This window comes from Pseudomonas fluorescens (genome assembly GCF_001623525.1).
GTDB lineage: Bacteria > Pseudomonadota > Gammaproteobacteria > Pseudomonadales > Pseudomonadaceae > Aquipseudomonas > Aquipseudomonas fluorescens_Q.
In genome coordinates this window covers 4779626-4797721 of record NZ_CP015225.1, presented here as the reverse complement: position 1 = coordinate 4797721, position 18096 = coordinate 4779626, and the positions used below count along the sequence as shown (strand labels likewise).

General features: G+C 58.0%; 22 protein-coding genes. 8 read left to right on the top strand and 14 right to left on the bottom strand.

All coding sequences use genetic code 11. From position 1 onward, the window contains the following. Positions 1-145: 145 nt before the first annotated feature. Both TK06_RS20620 and TK06_RS20615 read right to left on the bottom strand, forming a co-directional pair. A complete protein-coding gene (locus tag TK06_RS20620) occupies positions 146-673 on the bottom strand; it encodes a hypothetical protein (protein WP_063323583.1) in 528 nt (175 codons plus the stop codon). A gap of 76 nt (positions 674-749) precedes the next feature. After that, positions 750-1445 carry a DUF1963 domain-containing protein gene (locus TK06_RS20615; protein WP_063323582.1) on the bottom strand — a complete coding sequence of 232 codons (696 nt, stop codon included), beginning with the start codon at positions 1443-1445 and terminating at the stop codon, positions 750-752. A 423-nt stretch (positions 1446-1868) separates the two neighbouring features. On the opposite strand from TK06_RS20615, the gene TK06_RS20610 reads away from it, so the two are divergent. From TK06_RS20610 to TK06_RS32480, 4 genes are all read left to right on the top strand, one after another. Then, entirely contained in the window at positions 1869-2516 is a 648-nt protein-coding gene (locus TK06_RS20610) for a ferric reductase-like transmembrane domain-containing protein (RefSeq protein ID WP_063323581.1), read from the top strand. Between the two features lie 149 nt (positions 2517-2665). Then, positions 2666-3469, top strand: coding sequence for an alpha/beta fold hydrolase (locus TK06_RS20605; RefSeq protein ID WP_063325193.1), 804 nt, complete (start codon positions 2666-2668; stop codon positions 3467-3469). Positions 3470-3857: 388 nt separating this feature from the next. Next, positions 3858-4694 carry a lipid II-degrading bacteriocin gene (locus TK06_RS20600; RefSeq protein WP_238992560.1) on the top strand — a complete coding sequence of 279 codons (837 nt, stop codon included), beginning with the start codon at positions 3858-3860 and terminating at the stop codon, positions 4692-4694. A 157-nt stretch (positions 4695-4851) separates the two neighbouring features. Then, on the top strand, positions 4852-5265 hold the full coding sequence (locus TK06_RS32480; protein WP_153044848.1) for a hypothetical protein: 414 nt from the start codon (positions 4852-4854) through the stop codon (positions 5263-5265). 88 nt (positions 5266-5353) lie between these two features. Here TK06_RS32480 and TK06_RS20595 read toward each other — a convergent pair whose 3' ends face one another. Together TK06_RS20595 and TK06_RS20590 are read right to left on the bottom strand one after the other, a co-directional pair. Continuing rightward, positions 5354-5569, bottom strand: coding sequence for a hypothetical protein (locus tag TK06_RS20595; RefSeq protein ID WP_063323580.1), 216 nt, complete (start codon positions 5567-5569; stop codon positions 5354-5356). A 122-nt stretch (positions 5570-5691) separates the two neighbouring features. Continuing rightward, entirely contained in the window at positions 5692-6102 is a 411-nt protein-coding gene (locus tag TK06_RS20590; RefSeq protein ID WP_063323579.1) for a winged helix-turn-helix transcriptional regulator, read from the bottom strand. Positions 6103-6188: 86 nt separating this feature from the next. On the opposite strand from TK06_RS20590, the gene TK06_RS20585 reads away from it, so the two are divergent. The 3 genes from TK06_RS20585 to TK06_RS20575 all read left to right on the top strand — a co-directional run bounded on the left by TK06_RS20585 (position 6189) and on the right by TK06_RS20575 (position 8845). After that, a complete protein-coding gene (locus TK06_RS20585; RefSeq protein WP_063323578.1) occupies positions 6189-7028 on the top strand; it encodes an SDR family oxidoreductase in 840 nt (279 codons plus the stop codon). Positions 7029-7469: 441 nt separating this feature from the next. Beyond that, positions 7470-8042 (top strand): hypothetical protein, encoded by a 573-nt coding sequence (locus tag TK06_RS20580; RefSeq protein WP_063323577.1) that lies wholly within the window; start codon positions 7470-7472, stop codon positions 8040-8042. A gap of 152 nt (positions 8043-8194) precedes the next feature. Then, positions 8195-8845 (top strand): DUF2459 domain-containing protein, encoded by a 651-nt coding sequence (locus tag TK06_RS20575; RefSeq protein WP_063323576.1) that lies wholly within the window; start codon positions 8195-8197, stop codon positions 8843-8845. Between the two features lie 141 nt (positions 8846-8986). Here TK06_RS20575 and TK06_RS31070 read toward each other — a convergent pair whose 3' ends face one another. The 7 genes from TK06_RS31070 to TK06_RS20540 form a co-directional block, all read right to left on the bottom strand. Next, entirely contained in the window at positions 8987-9535 is a 549-nt protein-coding gene (locus TK06_RS31070; protein WP_238992559.1) for a GNAT family N-acetyltransferase, read from the bottom strand. A 172-nt stretch (positions 9536-9707) separates the two neighbouring features. Further along, a complete protein-coding gene (locus TK06_RS20565; RefSeq protein WP_063323574.1) occupies positions 9708-10070 on the bottom strand; it encodes a DUF6124 family protein in 363 nt (120 codons plus the stop codon). Positions 10071-10716: 646 nt separating this feature from the next. After that, entirely contained in the window at positions 10717-11352 is a 636-nt protein-coding gene (locus tag TK06_RS20560; protein WP_063323573.1) for an SCO family protein, read from the bottom strand. Beyond that, complete coding sequence (gene cyoE / locus TK06_RS20555; protein ID WP_063323572.1) at positions 11349-12248, bottom strand: heme o synthase; 900 nt, start codon at positions 12246-12248, stop codon at positions 11349-11351. Before cyoE ends, TK06_RS20560 begins: the two co-directional genes overlap by 4 nt. Then, positions 12236-13315, bottom strand: coding sequence for a COX15/CtaA family protein (locus tag TK06_RS20550; protein ID WP_063323571.1), 1080 nt, complete (start codon positions 13313-13315; stop codon positions 12236-12238). The genes cyoE and TK06_RS20550 overlap by 13 nt, the downstream gene beginning before the upstream one ends. A 10-nt stretch (positions 13316-13325) precedes the next feature. Then, positions 13326-13919: a hypothetical protein gene (locus TK06_RS20545; RefSeq protein WP_063325192.1), complete on the bottom strand. Its 594-nt coding sequence runs from the start codon at positions 13917-13919 to the stop codon at positions 13326-13328. Continuing rightward, positions 13885-14622, bottom strand: a complete 738-nt coding sequence (locus tag TK06_RS20540; protein WP_063323570.1) for an SURF1 family protein — start codon at positions 14620-14622, stop codon at positions 13885-13887. Before TK06_RS20540 ends, TK06_RS20545 begins: the two co-directional genes overlap by 35 nt. Positions 14623-14692: 70 nt before the next feature. On the opposite strand from TK06_RS20540, the gene TK06_RS20535 reads away from it, so the two are divergent. Further along, complete coding sequence (locus TK06_RS20535) at positions 14693-14896, top strand: twin transmembrane helix small protein (protein WP_014335867.1); 204 nt, start codon at positions 14693-14695, stop codon at positions 14894-14896. Positions 14897-14904: 8 nt separating this feature from the next. Here TK06_RS20535 and TK06_RS20530 read toward each other — a convergent pair whose 3' ends face one another. The 3 genes from TK06_RS20530 to ctaD all read right to left on the bottom strand — a co-directional run bounded on the left by TK06_RS20530 (position 14905) and on the right by ctaD (position 18083). Beyond that, complete coding sequence (locus tag TK06_RS20530; protein ID WP_063323569.1) at positions 14905-15792, bottom strand: cytochrome c oxidase subunit 3; 888 nt, start codon at positions 15790-15792, stop codon at positions 14905-14907. A 24-nt stretch (positions 15793-15816) separates the two neighbouring features. Continuing rightward, complete coding sequence (locus TK06_RS20525) at positions 15817-16368, bottom strand: cytochrome c oxidase assembly protein (RefSeq protein WP_063323568.1); 552 nt, start codon at positions 16366-16368, stop codon at positions 15817-15819. Positions 16369-16490: 122 nt separating this feature from the next. Then, the gene (ctaD, locus tag TK06_RS20520) at positions 16491-18083 is read right to left on the bottom strand and encodes a cytochrome c oxidase subunit I (protein ID WP_063323567.1); all 1593 of its coding nucleotides are present in this window, start codon (positions 18081-18083) and stop codon (positions 16491-16493) included. Positions 18084-18096 lie beyond the last annotated feature (13 nt).

Here is an 18096-nt window from a genome sequence, read left to right as displayed (position 1 = left end):
ATTTGCTGGGGTTTGATCTGGGGCTGCTGTCGATCTTTGCCGTGGCGCTGGGAATGGGGTTGTTCATGAAGCGGCGGCGGTTTGAGTAGGTTGGCTGAAAATAGAAGGGGGGCAGACTGAATATCAGAAGTCTGCCCCCGTATTCCTAGATGCTTCTCCGCACCACCCGAATCACGCGGGGCGCTACTGCGTCCATGAACATGAAGCAACGGCTAAATAGTGCCTTCTTGCCAAAGTCATCGAAAATGTTTGAGCCAAGCGGAGTTATCAGAACTTCATCGGTGGCTAAAGCTAGCTGGTGATTGCTCTCGATTTCAAACCAGTACTGAACGGCAACGCTGTCCAGAACCAGATTGAGCGCAGGGTGGTTGTACTGAACCAACACGTTCCCATCTTTCATGGGTGTTGGGTTCATGTCCGGGTGGGAGTTGAAGATCTTTGACAGGATCTCCTTTGCGAAGACTTCTGCGTCTGTATCTGAGAGGCCATCTGGGAGTAAAACGCACGTGCAATTTGAAAACACGGCGAGATCGTGTTGATTATTGGTATAGAGCTGTAACCGCTCAATAATCTGCTCGGCTGGCTGCGTGATCGCGGGCTTCCAGTCTGGAACTGGAGGGAACCTCTTTGGTGGATTCCGCGGAGGTACGTTCTTCTTGAAAAATCCAAACATCCCGAATCTCCAAATGCGCCTAACGTTTGCTTAGAAAAAAGGAGGCGTTTTTGCTCTGAAAATAAATCTCCTTTCTTCAGTAAAAATCGTAATAAAGCACCCACTCCCCAGTTTCGTTGTGCTTCCAGAACATCAGGCTCCCACTGTCGACCACATTCAGATTGATCTTCGCGTCCGATGAGATCTGGAACACAAACTCAAAGCCTTCACCCGGATCAACACCCGACTGGCAAAACGAAGGGTAACCGCCGAACTTGTGTTCGTAGGTGTGGGTAACCAAGTCGTAATAGCTCTGTATCTTGCCCGCGCGCTCCAGCGTGAGGATTGCTTGCTCGAGGTCCTCCGGGACACCCCCGCCATCCCACAGTGGAAAGTCCTCCGGCACCGCTTGCGCTCTCAGTGGGAAGGGTTTGAGGAATGTATCTGCCACCGGCAAAGACTTGCGCACCAACACATCATCCGGTCCATATTCGCGGATGACCCAATTATTCCCCATAGGCTCAAAATGCTCGGGAAGCGGGTCTGAAATGAACACCGTCAATACACGAACCCCCGCCAGCAGCGGGCTATGGACGGGTAGGGCAGGCAGGTAAAACTGCGCATAGGGGAGCAACGGTTGCCCCGCCTGGTTGGTGGGCACCTCTTCATCAGGCCGGAACAGGAAGATGCTGCCCAGCCAGCTCTCTTCATCGGTCCCGGCAGGACGAAAACCGCCGGCAACAAGTTTCACGGCGGGGCGGGCCAGACGTTGCTTGATTTCCTGAATGTCCATGGCGATGTAGATCTTCCTTTTGCTACAGATGTAAGGGCCGCAGACTTGCAGTATCCGAGTGCCATCGATACCGGCTCGGCGTTGGTAAGCGGACGATATAATTCGAAGGCAAGGCGGACAAGCCGGCGGATTCGGGTTTAGTTGTAGGCCAAGGCACAACGATGGAAAAAGGGGAGGAATTTACTGACTGAAAATAAAGCTGTCCCCATTTTTCGCGCTGGCTGCACATCAACTGCAGCCGCTACCGTTCCGATCCATGGCCTGCATTTGTAAGCCACTGTATCCAGCGCCTTCGCAGACTCAAAACAACGCATAAACGCCGGTTCTCGAACATAGCCGGTATACATCCCCTTGCAAGAATTCTCCCCATCGAATCGCCATCGGATCCCCGAATGGCGAGCGCTGACTACAGGAGATCTTGCCATGCATACCCCATCCTACCGCCCCCAGGGCTGGCAGCTGTTCGGCCTGATCGCCGTCCTGGTGTTGGCGATGAGCGTCGCAGCTGTCGCGGCACAACCCGAGCTTGTCGAGGGCCTGCGCAGCGCCATTCGCGCCACCGCCCGATCCTCCTTCGCCCTGTTTCTGATCGCGTTCACCGCGTCGGCCTTCGCCGTACTGGTGCCGTCACCGCTCGCCAAGGCACTGGTCCGCGAGAGGCGCTTCATCGGCCTCGCCTTTGCCTTTTCCCACCTGGTGCATGCCGTGCTGATCTACGCCTATGGGCAGCTCAACACCGAGTTCTGGCCGGCCCGCACCGTGGCCAACAACATCCCGGGCGGGACCGCCTACGCCTTCATCCTGCTGATGGCCCTGACCTCATTCAAAGGGACCGCCCGACTGCTGGGCCCCAAGGCCTGGAAGGCATTGCATGTCACCGGCATGTGGGTCATCGCCGCTGTATTCGCCTTCTCCAACTTCAAACGCATCCCGATGAGTGACTGGTACGTGCTGCCTTTCGGCCTCACCTGCGCCGCCGTGGCGATCCGACTGGTGGGCAAGCTGGCCATGGCCAACAAACGCAGCCAAGCCAGGCAAGCGTCGATGCGCCGGGCAGCGGTCGCCTCCTGATCGTCTATCCAGGCTCGCCGCACGGCCTGACCGACACCCACAAGGATCGTCTCAACCACTTCCTGAGCAAGTAAGCCCATCGCACCCGCTCATGTGTCGCTCAGGACGGCACATGAGCACGGCATACCCATTAAAGAAAAGGAATGATCATGCGCACTATCAAATCACTCTTGGCCGCCACCCTCACCGCTGCACTGGCCCTGACATCACTCCATAGCGCCGCCGCGCAACCCGACGCCGACAAGCCCACCGTCGTGCTGGTGCATGGCGCCTTCGCCGAATCGTCCAGTTGGAATGGCGTGGCCACCCGGTTGCTGAACCAGGGTTACCCGGTGGTGGCAGCGGCTAACCCGCTGCGCGGCGTGAAGCAGGACGCCGACTACGTCGCCGACATCGTCGAGCACACCGCCGGCCCGGTGATCCTGGTGGGGCATTCCTACGGCGGAGCCGTGATCACCAACGCGGTGCACGACAACCCCCGGGTCAAGGCGCTGGTCTACGTCGCGGCGTTCGCCCCGGACAAAGGCGAAACCGCCATCGAACTCTCCGGTCGCTACCCTGGCGGCACCCTTGGGCCGACCCTGGCCGCGCCGGTGCAGTTGGACGACGGCAATAAGGACCTCTACATCCAGCAGGACAAATTCGGCCAACAGTTTGCCGCCGACGTTCCCGCTGCCGAGTCCGCACTGATGGCCGCCACCCAACGTCCCATCAGCGAGGCTGCATTGAAGGAAGCATCGGGCGACCCGGCCTGGAAAAAACTGCCATCCTGGTTCATCTACGGTTCGGCGGACAAAAACATCCCCGAGGCCGCCCTGAAGTTCATGGCCGAACGCGCGGGCTCGAAAAAGACCGTCACCGTCCAAGGCGCCTCCCATGTGGTGATGACGTCCAATCCGGGGAAAGTGGCGGAGCTGATCATTGAAGCGGCACAGGCCAGTTCCAAAGGCTGATCGCGCTAACCGGGTGAAAAGCACATTCGCGCCGTCGAGAAGCTGTTGCATGTGAAGTTGAGCTTCTTCTGACGACAACCTGTCTGGAGCGGGGGACATGATTAACCCCGTGGCGAGGGAGCTTGCTCCCGCTTGAGTGCAAAGCACTCATAAAAAAGCCCACCATGTCCCCAATGCCGGCCAACACACAACCCCCTGTGGCGAGGGGATTTAGCGCAACGTCGCTCTCGACACATAATTTGTCCCCCTATTCCGAAAGCCCTGTAGTCCATCTCCCAAGCTGTCATTGAGGTATTGAGCCTCCTACATCTGCGTGCTTAATTAGAAATCCAGACAAGCAGTTCTGGCCACAGCACATTTAGCGTTACGATCAAAAGGACTTGAATTTATGAAGCAGAACGGAATTGATTTACCCCCGACGCTGGTGAATGGCACGTGGCGTGGCTCTATAGGAGGATATTGGTCCTCGGACGGTATCATCATTGATGGTACTTATATATTCCCACCGCCTCAGCCGGACGTACTCACAGAAGATGATGATTTTTACATAGCTGATCTTATACGAACTCAAACCGGGCTGGATGACTTCACTTTCAATCTTAAAATTCTCGACAAAGCTATAAATCATAGAAACGCTTATGGCGCAATAAAAAACATATGGCAAATTGTCGAGCGGGAGCGCGGTTGGGTAGCTCCCTACTGGCGTATAAATGACGTATTTTTCAAAAATAAAGCTATTTGCTTTAGTTTGGCTGATGCGCTTGAGAGAAGTGGCTTTACGTCGAGGGAAGCTATTATCGCCATCGCCCACTCAAAATACGCCCGCAGTACAACATTCAAATTGGAAACGCCAAAATTATCTGGAGGCACATTCAGCCCGGTTAAAGCACTTGCGCACTATTTATGGGGGAAGGGAGAGAAGCTTGAGGTCGATATAAATACTATTGGTTTACAAATAAGAGAGCACAAACTCTCATTGTTGAAGCAGACTATCGAGAGCACTAAATCACCGGGTACGTATCATTTAGTGGACCCAAAGGTGGCATACGACACCGGCAGGGACAGTCTTATCAGCGGTGCTTACCTTGGGCGAATCACGCTCCATGTTGAGGGTGATTTCACTCGCCACCAAGATACATCTTGGCAGTTTCTGGGAACAGTCAAAGCCTACCATGACTTTTATGACTTCGATAAAAGCGATAGACCGCTTAGCTTGAGCAACTAACTACGGCTGGCAGAGCCCTACCAGGGACCGGGTACGAAATAAATATATCTGGCGAGCATAAAATTCACTTGATAGGAAAAGGTTTTCAGACGCCTAACTTCTAAGCCGAGTTGCCCCGGCATTGATAACAATGCTGCCATGACGCAAGGACAAAAATATGAAGATACGGCATTCGCTGTTATTGTATCTGGCAAGTCTCTCAGCTATCCCGATAATCGGTGGTTACAATTTATATTCAAACTTTGAGGGTGGTTTTTATGCAGTCGAGCATGACATTATTGCCATCCCATTCGCAGCAATCATTGGCACGCTGTTCATATCGCTGGTAGCCCTAGGACTGCAGCGACGCTATCGATCAAGAAAATTAAATAATATGCCCTGTACACTTCTTGTGAAATCTATAAGTATTCTAGCTACTATCGTAACGGCAGTCCTATTAGTTAAAAATTTAATTTACTGGATGCACCCAAACCATTTGCCAACTGTCTTTACATTTTTAACGGTTTCCTGTTTTTATACTTATTATCAGCTGCAGCTTTATGGCATCAAAAGTGCTGACCCTAATCACTAGAGGGAGTCTGGAAGCGAGCAATACGAAAAGCATGAGAAAGGCGACGGATTTTTTTTGAAGAAAATATCCGTCCCCTCTTCCACAGTTTTCAAGGCTTATAGAGATCAGTCTCAAGCTCAACCCGGTAGGTATCGTCCAGTTTTAGCTCATAAGTCTTCTGAGTGACGATGTAGGTGAACTCGGGGAAAACTTCAAATTTCAGCAGATCGCCTCGGTTGATGGAGCTATCCAAAGTGATTTCCTTGAGGGAGGCACCTTTTGATAGTTTTTGCTCGGGTAGCTTGATCCGATATGACTGAGCCATTGGATGATTCCTTTTCGTGGGTTCGGAAGCATTATTTAATGCCCATCGAACATCCGTCGCTACTGTCAGAAATGTCAGTTGCAATTAGCACAAGCAACTGAGCGTTCCCGAAGCCGGCCCGATCACTCCTCTGTTCCATCCCCCAACCGACTCCGCCGCACCGCCATAATCTGCGGGATCTTCTCCTCAATCCAATTCACCATCACCTCAAGATGCTCAGCCGCCTCCCGACCCAACGGCGTCAAGCGGTACTCCACATGCGGCGGCACCACCGGCAGCGACTTGCGGTCGACCAACCCATCCGCTTCCAGCTCCTGCAACGTCTGCGACAGCATCTTCTCACTGACTCCGCCGATCTTGCGCCGCAGTTCGCTGAAGCGGTGCATCCCGCCCAGCAGCATGACCAGCACCAGCACGCCCCAACGGCTGGTCATGTGCTTGAGGACTTCACGAGAAGGGCAGTCGGCGCTTTGCACATCGCCACGTCGGACAGCGGCGCTAAACGGTTCGGAAATTTCGGTGGTGGTGTCCACGGTACTTACCTTTATGTACGTACTTACAAAAAGTTACTTAGGTCCCTAGGATGGCTTTTCGTCCTTTTCCCATCAAGGTATTTGTCATGATCGCCATCACCGGAGCCTCCGGCCAACTGGGCCGTCTCGTTATCCAGTCCTTGCTTGAACGCGTGCCAGCCGAGCAAATCGTCGCCCTGGTCAGAGACCCCGGCAAAGTCCAGGACCTGGCCGCACGGGGCGTGGTGGTACGCACCGCCGACTACAACCAACCGGCCACATTGACTGCCGCGCTCAAAGGCGTCGATAAACTGCTGTTGATCTCCTCCAATGAACTGGGCAATCGCGCGGCCCAACACCGCGCCGTGATCGATGCCGCCAAGGCCGCGGGTGTCACGCTCCTGGCCTACACCAGCGTCCTGCACGCCGACACCTCCATCCTGGGCTTGGCCGCTGAACATCGCGATACCGAAGCCGCCTTGAAAGCCTCGGGCGTGCCCCACGTATTACTACGCAACGGCTGGTACAGCGAAAACTACCTGGCGAACGTACCGAGCGCCGTGGAACATGGCGTCCTGCTCGGCAGCGCCGGGGAGGGCCGAATCAGCTCCGCCCCCCGTGCCGACTACGCCCAAGCCGCGGCGGTGGTGCTGACCACTGAAGGGCAGGCGGGCAAAGTCTATGAACTGGCGGGGGATAGCAGCTACACCTTGACTGAGCTGGCTGCGTTGATCAGTCAGAAAACCGGCAAGCCGGTGGCTTATCAGAACCTGCCGCAGGCTGAGTTTGAGGCGGTGTTGATCAGTGTCGGGCTGCCGGCGGGGTTGGCGGCGTTGCTGGCGGATTCTGATGCGGCGGCGGCGAAGGGGGCGTTGTTTGATGAGAGTGGGGTGTTGGGGCGGTTGATTGGGCGGGGGACTACGCCGGTTTCGGAGTCTTTGAGTTAAGCGGTCAAACCAAGGCCAGGAAAATGGACACGCGTGCCGGACGGGATAAACCGGCACGCAGCGGGTGATGAGACCCACGGACAAAAGCGGCCCGGGCTCCCGACAGCGGCTCGAACCCCCGTGGCGAGGGAGCTTGCTCCCGCTTGAGTGCGAAGCGCTATAAAAGGTCCGCAGCCCCGAACGCCAAGCAGTCGACACACAAAAACTCTGTGGCGAGGGGATTTATCCCCGCTGGGGTGCGAAGCAGCCCTAAAACAGTCAATACGATCATCCTGGTGCATCGAGATAATCAGGATTCAGGGATGTCCTTAGGCCAGCGATGCGATGCCTCATGGCCCCTAATCTCCCAACCAGGACGGCGGCGCTCGAAGCAGGTGTTCTGTCCCGAGGTGAAACCTGAGGCATACTCTGATCGCAAACGGGTCAGAAAACAGCAATCCGATGGACATCCAAACCCCATATGGGCTCATCACGATCATTGACGAGCCGACGTACTCGTTTAAATCCACGGACAACACGCACGCCTATGCGCACCAGTTGCTCCTTACGGACGGGTCGATCACGTCAGTCCATGGGGTGAAACAGAATGGTGAAAATATCCTAGTGATAGGTGCCGGAGGCGGCTGCACCGCAATCCATGAGCATTCGGCGACAGCGGTCGATGACAAGCTCTATATAGCAGTCGGCGACCGAGTAGCCTGCTTGTCGCTAGAGCATCCCGATCAGATTCTGTGGACCGCTAAGGTCGATACTGCGACTTGCTTTGGTATCTACTGGGAAAATCAGCATCGAGTTCTCCTCTCACACGGTGAGCTGGAGATTACTAGCCTCTCCATTGATGGTGACATAATCTGGCAAGTGTCTGGCGCGGAGATATTTTCCGAGGGTTTTAGATTATTGTCCGACTATATCGAAGCAGTCGATTTCGATAGATCCGTCTATTGGTTTGATTACATGACGGGGGAGTTGCTCTACTGCCTGCCATCCTCTGACTGTCGTCCGGTTGGTGGATAAGGGAGCAGACTGTGTGATTTTAAAATAAATCCGTCCCCTTATCTGTCTGCTGCTTTGAATGTCTAAGCGCCATAGTTGCTTCTGGCCGAGATACAGCGCCAACCCCGCTGGGTTTTCCTACGTTTCGTTAGCGAGCCTCCAAGCCCTTGTGTATGCGCATTGTAGTGCTGACCCTGGTCCTCACGCTGTTCGGCTGCGCTGCCGCGTCGGACCCGCCGAGGGGCGAGGGTGGCGATTGGCGGTCCTTCTATGTAGTGAATCATGGCCTGCATACCGGGTTAGTCATTGCGCGCCCCGATCTACTTCAGGTGCTTCCCGCACTGGCCGAAGCGTTCAGCGACGGCGACTTCGTTGAGTTCGGTTGGGGGGACGAGGATTTTTACCGAGCCCCACAGGCCACCTCGAGCCTCGCCCTGCGAGCCTTGTTCGGGTCGACGGCAACCGTGCTGCATGCGGTCAAGATTGACGGGGACCCCAGGCGGCGTTTCGCCGCAAGCGAGGTCATCGAAGTGCGGGTGACGGAGGACGGCTACCAACGACTGCTCGCGTTCGTGGCCGGGACCTTCACCCACTCAGCGACGGGCACCTTGGTGGTGCTCGGGCCTGGGCTGTATGGAGAGAGCCGGTTCTATCAGGCCGAGGGTAGCTATTCGCTGTTTTATACCTGCAATACCTGGGTCGCAGAGGCGCTGGCCGCGAGCAGTTGCCCAATGTTGCCTACGGCGGTGATTACGGCGGGGAACGTCATGTCGCAGTTACGCCGAGCGACAGTGGTCGGTGCATCCTGCCTGGCTATCCGCTAACCTTTGCCTGACGGCGGGTGTGTATTCCAGTGATGCTGACATCCAGTTTCCAGTGAATGTGACTCACCCAAAGTGCTGTTTGCGAAATTGCATCCCACGTGTATCAGAAATAAAGCGGCCACTTGCCCCTCTACCGAATATTCATATGCCGCATTTCAGGCTTTTCTGCATCAACGCATTCTGAAGCGTTACACCCCGACGGATCGGAAATCCTCGCTCTACGACATAAAAACCGTGCAATACAAAGAATGGTTCAGCCGTTTTGCTGACATGAGAAGTAAGCTCGCTGATTCCAAGCAACTTGGCTTCTTCATGAATGCGATTCATTAATAAAGAACCTATTCCCCGCCGGGGATGATTACCCGACACAAAAAAATGGTCGATGTAACCGTTCGGTTGAATGTCGGCGTAGCCTACTATTTCGCCGTCGATCTCAGCCACGAACGGACGGAGATCTCGAAGATGATTCGCCCAGAGCTCTGGATCAAGATCAGCAGGAGCCCAGGCTTCGATTTGATCGTGGGTGTAATCTCTTGACGCAATATCGTGAATGGCAGAGTAAAAGACGTGGAACAACGCAATCTCATCTCCGATTCTGAACCGTCGAATCGCCACATTGTTTCTCGAAAGGTGTCCAAAAAAATCGGTGTCTGTCATACCCGCTGCAAAATCAGAAATAAACTGCCCCAAGTTCCATAGGTCTTCTGGCCGTTTTCAGCCTTTCGCTAAAAGGGCTGTGTGGAAGGTGAGGAGCGATTGTTGTTGGAAGAGTTCTTGTTTAGAGAGAACTCGTTCACGTCTATGGATGAACGCACTAAAACCCGACGCAGAACGCCGGGTTTTTCCGTTGGGAACAGCCTACCTACCGCCCCGGCTCCACATTATCCAATACCTGATTCGCCAACAACGAGCTCAGCTCAATCAACTGCTGAATCCCCAGCGCCAAATGACGCCGCGAGCCTTTCAGGTCGAACGCCAGATCACTCACCATCGCATCAGCCGAAGCCAGCGTCTCACTGAGGTTGGCGAGCAAGCATTCGTTATCGAGGCCTTTCACGACGGTGAATAGCTGGCCCGGTTTTGGTTCATCTTTAGATTTTTCAGATTTCGGCAGCAGGTAGTGATCGAGCACGCGTTTGGTGGTTTCGTCTTGCTGCTTGGCTTTGGATTTTGCGGATTGCGGGGTGGGGTCTGCATCTGGGGGATTTGGAGTTGCTTTGAACATTTTCACGTTTCCTTTGTTAGTAGGCCGCTACCGTCTCGCTACTAAACGAAAGGGAGGCAGCTGTGCGCAAGTTAGTAGACCGGTAGGACAACGGAAAACCCGGCGCGCCCGAAGGCGCCATGCGCACAGCCACCATCGAGTGCGGGCAATGCCCGACTGATGAGACTCATGCGACCGTATCCTTAACCGGGCTACTAAACCCGACCACTGATGGGCAGTGGCAGGAAAACAATAGAACCCCGGGACAAGGCGCACAAGCGGGCGGATTCTGGCGTAGTTGTAGGCAAAGGCGCAAGGATGCGTGGGTTGGTGGTGGGGTGTAGGTGGGGTCTGTAGGAGCAGGGTTTGTCGACGATGCGGGTGACTTGTTTTGGTCTGGAACCGTGTCGATTTCATCGCGAGCAAGCTCGCTCCCACAGGGATTGGGGGCTGTTGCAGATACTGTGTTCACCAGCTCCCACAGAGAGATTGGGGGCTGGAGGCCAGTCATCGCGTTGTGCCATGTTGATCGTGTTCAGCTTTTCGGGGGCTGCTGCGCAGCCCAGCGGGAGCAAGCTCCCTCGCCACAATGGATTTCATTGCCACAAGGGACTTCCTCACCACAAGGAATCGGGATGGCTTAGCTGAGCGGTGTGCCCCTCGGAGGTTATTTGCGCTTCAGCATTTCCGGCAACTGCGCCACCAGCTTCTGATTATTCAACGGCGCACGAATAAACCCACGCTGAGTACCGTCCGGCCCAATCACCGCCAGGTTGCCGCTGTGATCAACCGTGTAGTTAGGTTTACTGGTATCCGCCGGAATAAACGGAATGCTCACCGCATTCGCCAGTTTTTGCAGGTCTTCAACCGACGAAGCCGTCAGCCCAATGAACTGCGGATCAAAGTACCCCAGATACTGCTTCAGCTGCTTGGGCGTGTCGCGGTTCGGGTCGACGCTGACCAGTACGATCTGCAACTTATCCACAGCCTCTTTCGGCAACTCGCTTTTGATCTGGCGCAGTTGGGCGAGGGTGGTCGGGCAGATGTCCGGGCAGAAGGTGTAGCCGAAGAACAGCAGGCTCCATTTGTCTTTCAACCCGTCCATCGCCACGGGCTGGCCGTCCTGGTCGGTCATTTTCACGTCCGGCAGGTTGCGGCTCTGGGGCAGCAGGATGATGCCGGCGTCGATCAGCGCGGTCGGGTCGCCCTGGCCTTTGCCCGACAGCACCTTGTTGATGGTCAGGCCGAGGATCAGTGCGATCACGGCCACGAGGATGAAGACGGTTTTCTGGGTTCGAGTCATAGGCTCAACAGTAAGTAATGATCTACAAGCAGGGCGATGAACAGCAGGAACAAGTAATAAATAGAGTACTTGAACGTATTGATCGCCGCGTGCGGCCGACTGCCACGGTACAACACCACGGCCCATTGCAGGAACCGGGCGCCGAGCACCAGCGCGCAAATCAGGTAGAGCATGCCGCTCATCTGGATCACGAACGGCATCAGGCTCACCGCCAGCAGCACCAGGGTGTACAGCAGGATATGCACCTTGGTGTAGTGCTCGCCGTGGGTCACCGGCAGCATCGGGATGTCGGCCTTGGCGTATTCTTCTTTGCGGTGGATCGCCAGGGCCCAGAAGTGCGGTGGGGTCCAGGCGAAGATGATCAGCACCAGCAGCAGTGGTTCGGCGCTGACATGCCCGGTGGCCGCGACCCAGCCCAGCAGCGGTGGCGCCGCGCCGGCCAAGCCGCCGATGACGATGTTCTGCGGCGTTGCGCGCTTGAGGAAGCCGGTGTAGACCACCGCATAACCGAGCAGTGAGGCGAGGGTCAGCCAGGCGGTCAGCGGGTTGGTGAAGGCCAGCAGCAAGGCCTGGCCGATCACGGCCAGGGCCAGGGCGAAGGTCAGGGCGGCGGCTGGGGAAATCCGCCCTTCGGCCAAGGGGCGTTTATGGGTGCGGGCCATCACCGCGTCGATGCGCCGGTCCACTACATGGTTGACCGCCGCCGCGCCGCCGGCACACAGGGCGATGCCCAGGTTGCCGAATACCAGCACCGTCCACGGTACGCCGGCGCGGGTGGCGAGGAACATGCCCACCAGTGAGGTGATCAGCATCAGCACCACCACTTTGGGCTTGGTCAGCTCCAGGTAATCGCGCCAGATCGCTTGGCTGTGGCGTTCACCGGTCAAGGTTGCCATGGCATCTCTCCTTTTATAGTTATGGGGCTGGCGCTGTGTTTATGCGGGTTGAACCGCCAGCGCAGCGGGACTTGATGCTTGACCCGGACCAGGCTGGTGCGGGCATGATAATTGACCAGCACCAGGGTCAGCAGCAGTGCGGCGCCCCCGGCGTTGTGGGCGACGGCCACCGGCAGCGGCAGATGAAACAGCACGTTGCTGATGCCCAGGGTGATCTGGGCCCCTAGTGCGATCAGCACCAGGCCGGCCAGGCGGGTCATGCCGACGGTTTTCAATTGCCAGGCCAGCCCCAGCAGTACCACGGTCACCAGCAACGCGCCGATGCGGTGGGTCAGGTGGATGGCGGTACGGGCGTCGCTGTCCAGTTGCCCGCCCAGGTAGTTCGGGCCGATGTGCTGGGTCAGGTGAAAGCCGTTGGCAAAATCGGCCGGTGGCAGCCATTGGCCGTGGCAGGTGGGGAAATCGATGCAGGCCACGGCGGCGTAATTGGAGCTGACCCAGCCGCCGAGGGCGATCTGGCCGATCACCAGCAGCAGCCCGGCGGTGGCCCAGTGTTGCAGGCGTTTGGGCACGGTCAGCGCCGGCAGCACGCCGGACAATCTCAAGGTCAGCAGAAACAGCAGGCTCAACGTCGCGAAGCCGCCCAGCAAATGCCCGGTGACCACTTGTGGCCAGAGTTTCAGGGTCACGGTCCACATGCCGAACGCCGCTTGCGCAAAGACCACGGCCAGCAGGAACAGTGGCAACTTCAATGGCTGGCCCGGACGGTGGCGGTTCATCCAGGACCGTGCCGCCAACGCTACGATCATCAAGCCCAGGCCCCCGGCGAAGTAGCGATGGACCATCTCGTTCCAACCCTTGTGGGCTTCCACCGGGGTGTCGGGAAAGTGCAACTCGGCGTGGGCCAGTTGGGCTTCGCTCTTGGGCACGCTGATGAACCCGTAGCAACCGGGCCAGTCGGGGCAGCCGAGGCCGGCGTGGGTCAGCCGGGTGTAGGCGCCCAGCAGGACGACGATCAATGCCAGCAGCGTGGCAAACAGCGCGAGGCGAAATCCTGGTTTGGCCATGTCGATGCCCTCATCCGATGTTCGACAGTTTCAGCAAATGGCGCAGGTCGTTGAGCAGGTCCTTGCCCTTGACCCGAGCGTCGTAGCGCAGCACCAGGTTGCTGTGGGGGTCGATGATCCATAGTTGGGCGCCACCGGAGCCCTGGGCGCCTTTCTGATAGGCCGGCAGGTCCAGTGGGTAGCGTTGCAATTGCGGGTATTCGCGCTGCAGTTGGGCGTCGTACTCGGCGTCCAACGGTTGCGCCACCGCCAGGGCATGGCTGGCGCGAGAGGCTTCGCGGCCCAGGCCGATCTGGACTTGTCGGGCCAGGTACACCAGTTGCCGGCAATCCACCGAGCATTCCTGTGGCGCCGTGACCAAAATCTGCCAGCGTTGCTCATCGGCCTGTACCCCGATCTCGGCGCGGGTCTGGCCGGTGCCGATCAGTTCGCCGTGGTAGCTGCGGCTGTCGGGCACCCAGAACTGGAACTTGTACATGCCGGTGGCCAGGATCATCGGGCCGATCACCCCGAGCACGATCAGCAGCAATTGCACGCGGCCCTTGCGACGGTTGTGTGCCGCGGGCGCCTCAGACGTGTTGGTTGGATTCATGGTGCTTCCCATGGTGTCTCCCTGCGTTGTGCCATCCGAGATAAAGAAAAAGGCCGAACAGCGCCGCCGCCATGGCGAACCACTGCACGGCATAACCGAGGTGTTTTTCCGGCCCCATGGCCACCACCGGCCAATCGGTCCGGTAGGCGCCGGGGCCGTTTTGTTGGCGCATTTCATAGGCGAAGCCGTTGCGGCCCAGGTCGGCCCAGAGCTTGTCCGGCTCGATGGCGGTGACCAGGCGCGGCCAGGGGGCGCCCGTCGGGTCGGGGTGAAGCTGGAACGTCGCGCCCGGTGCGACATAGACCCAGGCCTGGAGGCTGACGGATTGTTCTGGCGTGTCAAAGACCGGCGGGGTACGCCGGTCCGGCCAGGGCAGCCAGCCGCGATTGACCAGCAGCCAGAGCCCGGTCCGGTGGTCGAGGAACGGTTGCAGCAACTCCACGCCGACCTTGCCGTCGTGTTGGCGGTTATCCAGCAGGATGCTGTGCTCGGCGTCGAACTGGCCCTGCAGTATGACCGCTCGAAAGGCTGGATCGCTGGTGTGTGCCAGCTCGGTGCTGTCCATCGGCGGCGCCACGCGGCGCTCGGCGTAAGTGTCCATGAGCACACGCTTCTGTTCGCCCCGGCTCAATTGCCAGAACCCCAGGCACACCATCACCGGCACCAACACGGCCACCACCAAAGACGGCACGATGCCCGGCCGGAAGCCTTTCATGGTGCCGTCCGAAAGCCGTCGAACGGGATAGCTATACTCACGTGCATCGCGTCCCCCCGGAGTGTCCCTAATGCTAAAAGCAGCCATCGTCCTGATGCTGATTGCCACGATTGCCAGCCTGTTCAGTGGTCTGTTTTTTCTGGTCAAGGACGACAGCAGTTCCAATCGCCTGGTCATCGCCCTGGCGATTCGGGTCAGCCTGGCCGCCGCCACCGTCGGCTTGATCGCCTGGGGCTTTTTCAGCGGCCAGTTGGTCTCCCACGCACCCTGGTAACGTTGGTTTCAGAGCACGTAGACGAAGACGAACAAGCCGATCCACACCACGTCGACGAAGTGCCAATACCAGCTCGCCGCCTCGAAGCCGAACTGGTGCTCGTTGTCGAAGTGCCCGCGCATGATGCGCATCAGCATGACGAACAGGATGATCGTGCCGATGGTGACGTGGGCGCCGTGGAAACCGGTGAGCATGAAGAAGGTCGCGCCGTAGACGCCGGAACCCAGGGTCAGGCCCAGCTCTTTATAAGCGTGGATGTATTCCTCGGCCTGGAAGCCCAGGAAGGCGCAACCCAGCAGCACGGTGATCGCCAGCCAGAGTTTCAGCGCGCCACGATGGCCTTTTTTCAAGGCATGGTGGGCGATGGTGACGGTGACGCTGGAGCTGACCAGCAGCACCGTGTTGAGCAGCGGCAAGCCCCAGGGGCTGATGACGTCCTTGGGCGCCGGGAAGAGTTTCGGATCGGGGTTGTTCAGCAGCGGCCAGGCGAACTCGAAGCTCGGCCAGAGCATGTGTGACAGGCCCTTGGTGCCTTCACCCGCCAGGCCGGGCGCGGAGATCATGCGCACATAGAACAGGGCGCCGAAGAACGCGATGAAGAACATCACTTCGGAAAAGATGAACCAGCTCATGCCCCAGCGGAACGAGCGGTCGAGCTGCGCGCTGTAGAGCCCGGCGCGGCTTTCCTTGATCACCGCGCCGAACCAGCCGAACAGCATGTAGGCCAGCAGCAGGCCGCCGACGAAAAAGATCAGCGGCCCGTGGGAATCCGGCCGGGCGGCCTTCAGGTCGTTGAACCAGGTGGCCAGGCCATACACCGTGACGAACATCCCGACCGTGGCGATGATCGGCCATTTGCTCTGGGCCGGAACGTAATAGTGTTCGTGAGTTGCCATTTATTGTTCTCCTTATCGGGCACGCTATCGGTCAGTGTTTAGAGCCACCGGTGGATGACGAGCGGTGATATCGAACAGCGTGTAGGACAGCGTCAGGTGCTTCACTTCCTTGGGCATGTCCCGGTCAACGATGAAGCGCATGGGCATTTCGATGCGTTCGCCGGGTTGCAGCACTTGCTGGGTAAAACAAAAACACTCGGTCTTGTGGAAATACGCCGCTGCGTTGCTCGGCGCGATGCTCGGCACCGCCTGGGCACTCATTGGCCGGTCGGTGGGGTTGTGGGCGACAAAGACCATTTCGTTCACCGCCCCCGGCTGGACCACCAACTGATCGCCCTTGGGGTAGAAGTCCCAGGGCATGTCCACCGAATTGGTCGACAGGAACTGCACGCGAACCTGGCGTGATTCATCGACGGTCTGCTCGCCTTCGTATTGCCCGGCGGTCTTGCCGTTGATGCCGAACGCCTTGCACATCACGTCGTAGATCGGCACCAGGGCAAACCCGAAGACGAACATGGCCACCACCACCAGCAACAGACGGGTGACCAGTTTCTTCATCGAAATCGAATCAGCCATGATCCTCAACCCTCACCCGTATTCCTGTGGGAGCGAGCTTGCTCGCGATGCAGGCGACGCGGTGTGCCAGGCAGACCGCCATCGCGAGCAAGCTCGCTCCCACAGGGGTTCCATGAGTCATCTCATTTCACTTCCGGCGGCGTGGTAAAGGTGTGATACGGCGCTGGCGACGGCACGCTCCACTCCAAGCCTTCAGCACCATCCCAAGGCTTGGCCGGTGCCGGCTCGCCGCCACGGATGGTCTTGATCACAATGAACAGGAAGAAGATCTGCGTGGTGCCGAACATGAAGGCGCCGATGGACGAGACCATGTTGAAGTCGGCGAACTGCAGGTTGTAGTCAGGAATCCGCCGGGGCATGCCCGCCAGGCCGACAAAGTGCATCGGGAAGAACGCCAGGTTCATGCCGATGAACGACAGCCAGAAGTGCAGCTTGCCGAGGGTTTCGTCGTACATATGGCCGGTCCATTTCGGTAGCCAATAGTAGGCCGAGGCGAAAATCCCGAAGATGGCGCCGGGCACCAGCACGTAGTGGAAGTGCGCGACCACGAAGTAGGTGTCCTGGTACTGGAAGTCCGCCGGGGCGATGGCCAGCATTAGCCCGGAGAAACCACCGATGGAGAACAGGATCACGAACGCGACGGCAAACAGCATCGGCGTCTCGAAGGTCAGAGAGCCTTGCCACATGGTGCTGGCCCAATTGAACACCTTCACCCCGGTGGGCACGGCGATCAGCAGGGTCGCGTACATGAAGAACAGCTCGCCTACCAGCGGAATGCCGACCACGAACATGTGGTGCGCCCAGACGATGAACGACAGGAACGCGATGGCGGCCGTGGCATAGACCATCGAGGTGTAGCCGAACAACGGTTTGCGCGAGAAGGCCGGAATGATCGAGCTGACGGCGCCGAAGGCCGGCAGGATCATGATGTATACCTCGGGGTGGCCGAAGAACCAGAACACATGCTGGAACAGCACCGGGTCACCGCCACCGGCGGCACTGAAGAAGCTGGTGCCGAAGTGGATGTCCATCAGCATCATCGTCACGCAGCCGGCCAGCACCGGCATCACCGCGATCAGCAGGAACGCGGTGATCAGCCAGGTCCAGACGAACAGCGGCATCTTCATCAGGGTCATGCCGGGGGCACGTAGGTTGAGGATGGTGGCGATCACGTTGATCGCGCCCATGATCGAGCTGATGCCCATCAGGTGGATGGCAAAGATGAAGAACGTTACGCTTTCCGGCGCATAGGTAGTGGACAGCGGCGCATAGAAGGTCCAGCCGAAGTTCGGCCCGCCCCCCGGGGTGAACAGCGTCGACACCAGCATCAGGAACGCCGCCGGCAACAGCCAGAAGCTGAAGTTGTTCATCCGTGGCAGGGCCATGTCCGGCGCGCCGATCATCAGCGGGATCATCCAGTTGGCAAGGCCGACGAACGCCGGCATCACCGCACCGAAGACCATCACCAGGCCGTGCATGGTGGTCATCTGGTTGAAGAATTCCGGCTGCACGATCTGCAGGCCGGGCTGGAACAACTCGGCGCGGATCACCATGGCGAACGAGCCGCCCAGCAGGAACATCGAGAAGGCGAACCACAGGTACAGCGTGCCGATATCCTTGTGGTTGGTGGTCAGCACCCAGCGCATCAGGCCCTTGGCGGGGCCGTGGGCGTGGTCGGCGCCGGCATGACCGTGGTCATCGATCACAGCACTCATGTCCTGTCTCCTT